3 protein-coding genes are annotated in these 4,010 nt (G+C 66.2%); all 3 read left to right on the forward strand.

Going from position 1 to position 4,010, the window contains the following annotated elements:
- Positions 1-38 precede the first annotated feature (38 nt).
- On the forward strand, positions 39-797 hold the full coding sequence (locus tag EOA28_RS27280) for a metallophosphoesterase family protein (RefSeq protein ID WP_127251248.1): 759 nt from the start codon (positions 39-41) through the stop codon (positions 795-797).
- Positions 798-876: 79 nt separating this feature from the next.
- The gene (locus EOA28_RS27285; RefSeq protein ID WP_127251249.1) at positions 877-1,677 is read left to right on the forward strand and encodes an SH3 domain-containing protein; all 801 of its coding nucleotides are present in this window, start codon (positions 877-879) and stop codon (positions 1,675-1,677) included.
- Between the two features lie 158 nt (positions 1,678-1,835).
- A partial coding sequence (carB, locus tag EOA28_RS27290; RefSeq protein WP_128315473.1) for a carbamoyl-phosphate synthase large subunit occupies positions 1,836-4,010 on the forward strand: 2,175 nt, incomplete at its 3' end.

Raw genomic sequence — 4,010 nt, forward strand, 5'->3', positions numbered from 1 at the left:
GTCGGCACCGCCGAAGTCGAGGTTTCGGCCTGAACCGCATGCGCATCGCCGTTCTCGCTGACATTCATGGCAACCTCCTGGCATTGGATGCCGTGCTCGACGATCTGAACCGGCGCGGCGGTGCCGACGTCACCGTCGATCTCGGCGACTGCGTCTCCGGCCCGCTCTGGCCACGCGAGACGATGGAACGGTTGCAGGCGCTGAAGCTGCCGACGGTGCGCGGCAACCACGACCGCCGCGTCGCGCAGGACACGGCCGACGAAACCATGTGGCCGTCCGATCGCTACGCCCAGGAACGGCTGACCGCGTCGCAGCGCCAGGCGTTGCTCGCCCTGCCGCTGACATTGGAGATCGCACCCGGTGTCACCGCCTTCCACGCCCGGCCGGACCATGACGAGAAATATCTCACCGACGCCATTGTCGACGGCCAGCTGGTGCGCGCGCCGCTGGCCGCGATCAGGCGCCGGCTGAAGCCGCTCGATCCGGCCTGCCGCCTGGTGCTGTGCGGCCACAGCCACCGTAACGAGCTCATCCGCATCCCCGGCGGTCCGGTCATCTTCAATCCCGGTAGCGTCGGCTGCCCGGCCTATGACGACGACACGCCGCCGGCGCATGTCTCGGAGCAAGGCTCGCCGCACGCCCGCTACGGCATCGTCGAGCTGGGCAAGGACGGCAGTCCCAGCCGCTTCGAGAGCATCGCCGTCGACTACGACCATGAAGCCGCCGCAAAGCAGGCGGAACAAGCGGGAAGACCGGAATGGGCGCGAGCGCTGCGGACCGGTTTTATAAAGGATTGAGCGCAGCTCATCCAGGATTGAGGGAGCTCATATCCAGGATTGAGCGCCACGTTTGAAGTGCATTGCTTATGGCCGAGGGATGAAGCGCAAAGTCACGCTCCGATCGACGCTGCTGATCGCCGCCCCTTTGTGCCTGGTCGCCCTCCCGGCCCTGGCTCAGGATGCGCCAGGCACAATCATTTCGATCATCGGTGGTCTCGCGCCGGATGATTTGCTCAACATTCGCGCTACCGCTTCAGCGGGCGGAAAGATCGAAGCGCGCCTGCCCAACGGCGCGGCGGTAAAGAATTACGGCTGCAAGGCCGTCAACAACAATCCATGGTGCAAGGTCGAGGACACGCAGGACGCCCGCATAACCGGCTGGGCGCCGGCGCGCTATCTCAGCCCCAATAACCCGGCGTCGCCCCCTGAAGACAGCACCGCTTCGGCCGCGGCTGCCGCGCCTCAGCCACCTCCCGAAGAGCCGCCGGCTGATATAGCGGCGCGCCTGGGCGGCGGCGAGCCGGCCGATCCGCCTTCCGCGACCGAGATCGTCAGGACCGCCATGCTGGACGCCTACGGTCTCGCTTTCGTGACCTCGGCGAGCACCGAATCCGATGCCCCTCCCCCGGACGCGGCCGGCGGCATTCCCTGCGCGCGCCACATCGGCCAGCCGATGACCCGCTGCGCGGTGACCGTCGCGCGCAAGGATGGCGACAGTGATGTCACGGTGACTTGGCCGGATGGCGGTGCGCGCATCATCACCTTCCATGGCGGCCAGCCGAGCAGCTCGGACTCGGCCGACGAATTCCGCTTCACCCGCGAAGGCACGCTCAACATGATCCGGATCGGCGTTTCAGAGCGCTTCGAGATCACGGATCAGCTGGCGCTGGGGGAATAGCGGGCCAACCCAAAAACCCGCATTTTCGGGGTTACATCCCGCAAAACTCTTCCCTATAAGGCCCTCCTAGCCTGATACCAGAATCGCAAGCACAACCGGCCGGGTCCTCCCCCGCCCGGTTTTTCGTGCAAGCCGCTCGCCGAACGGATTTTTCGACTATGCCAAGACGCACCGACATCAAGTCGATCCTGATCATCGGGGCCGGCCCCATCGTCATCGGCCAGGCCTGCGAGTTCGACTATTCCGGCACCCAGGCCTGCAAGGCGCTGAAGGAAGAGGGCTTCCGCGTCATCCTGGTCAACTCCAATCCGGCCACCATCATGACCGATCCGGAGCTGGCCGACGCCACCTATATCGAGCCGATCACGCCCGAGGTGGTGGCCAAGATCATCGCCAAGGAGCGCCCGGACGCGCTGCTGCCGACCATGGGCGGCCAGACGGCGCTCAACACGGCGCTCTCGCTGCGGCGCATGGGCGTGCTGGAGCGCTATCAAGTAGAGATGATCGGCGCCGACGCCCATGCCATCGACAAGGCCGAGGACCGCGCGCTGTTTCGCCAGGCAATGAGCAAGATCGGGCTGGAGACGCCGCGCTCGATGCTGGCCAACGCCACCGAGGTCAAGAACGCCGACCGCAAGACGCATGAGGCCGAGCGCGCGGCGCTGAAGGCGGAGAACCCGGAAAACCTCGATGCCGCGCTCGACGCGCTGGAGACCCGCTGGAACCTCGGCGAAGGCGACCGCAAGCAGCGCTATATCAGCCATGCCATGGCGATCGCCGCCCAGGCGCTCGACCATGTCGGCCTGCCGGCGATCATCCGCCCCTCCTTCACCATGGGCGGCACCGGCGGCGGCATCGCCTACAATCGCGCCGAATTCTACGACATCGTCCAGTCCGGCCTCGACGCCTCGCCCACCACCGAGGTGCTGATCGAGGAAAGCGTGCTCGGCTGGAAGGAGTATGAGATGGAAGTCGTCCGCGACAAGGCGGACAATTGCATCATCATCTGCTCGATCGAGAACCTCGACCCGATGGGCGTGCACACGGGCGATTCAATCACCGTCGCCCCAGCCCTGACGCTCACCGACAAAGAGTATCAGATGATGCGCAACGCCTCGATCGCGGTGCTGCGCGAGATCGGCGTTGAGACCGGTGGCTCCAACGTGCAGTTCGCCGTCAACCCGGCCGACGGCCGGCTCGTCGTCATCGAGATGAACCCGCGCGTCTCGCGCTCTTCCGCCCTTGCCTCGAAGGCTACCGGCTTCCCGATCGCCAAGGTCGCGGCCAAGCTCGCCGTCGGCTACACGCTGGACGAGCTGGAGAACGACATCACCGGCGGGGCGACGCCGGCCTCCTTCGAGCCGACCATCGACTACGTGGTGACGAAGATTCCACGCTTCGCCTTCGAGAAGTTCCCCGGCGCCGAGCCGGTGCTGACCACCGCCATGAAGTCGGTGGGCGAGGTGATGGCCATCGGCCGCACCTTCCAGGAATCCCTGCAGAAGGCCTTGCGCGGACTGGAGACCGGCCTGACCGGCCTGGATGAGATCGAAATCCCCGGCCTCGGCCATGGCAGCGCCGCCGCCAGCCATGCCGACGACCGCAACGCGATCCGCGCCGCGCTCGGCACGCCGACGCCGGACCGGCTGCGCATGGTAGCGCAGGCGATCCGCATGGGCACGTCGCTCGAAGACGTGCACGCCATGTGCAAGATCGACCCGTGGTTCCTCGAGCAGATCGCCGGCATCATCGCCATGGAGGAGCGCATCCGCGAGCACGGCCTGCCGCAGGATGCCGTCAATCTGCGCATGCTGAAGGCGATGGGCTTTTCCGACGCCCGCCTCGCCTCGCTGACCAAGACCGATGCCGAAGTCGTCCAAAAGGCTCGCGAAAAGCTCGACGTTCACCCGGTCTACAAGCGCATCGACACCTGCGCCGCCGAGTTCGCCTCGCCTACCGCCTACATGTACTCGACCTATGAAGTGCCCTTCGTCGGCGAACCCGCCAACGAAGCGCGCGTGTCGGCGCGCAAGAAGGTCGTCATCCTCGGCGGCGGCCCGAACCGCATCGGCCAGGGCATCGAGTTCGACTATTGCTGCTGCCATGCCGCCTTCGCGCTGCGCGACGCCGGCTATGAAGCGATCATGGTCAACTGCAACCCGGAGACGGTCTCGACCGACTACGACACCTCCGACCGCCTCTATTTCGATCCGCTGACGGCGGAGGACGTGCTGGAGATCCTGCGCGCCGAGCAGGCCTCGGGCGAGCTGGTCGGCGTCATCGTCCAGTTCGGCGGCCAGACGCCGCTGAAGCTGGACGACGCGCTGGAGAAG

The sequence above is a fragment of the Mesorhizobium sp. M2A.F.Ca.ET.067.02.1.1 genome, from assembly GCF_004023285.1.
Taxonomy (GTDB): Bacteria; Pseudomonadota; Alphaproteobacteria; order Rhizobiales; family Rhizobiaceae; genus Mesorhizobium.

Bases quoted from the DNA above. Each gene is read 5' to 3' on its own strand.
- EOA28_RS27280 (WP_127251248.1), top strand. From the start codon at position 39: ATGCGCATCGCCGTTCTCGCTGACATTCATGGCAACCTCCTGGCATTG.
- EOA28_RS27285 (WP_127251249.1), top strand. From the start codon at position 877: ATGAAGCGCAAAGTCACGCTCCGATCGACGCTGCTGATCGCCGCCCCT.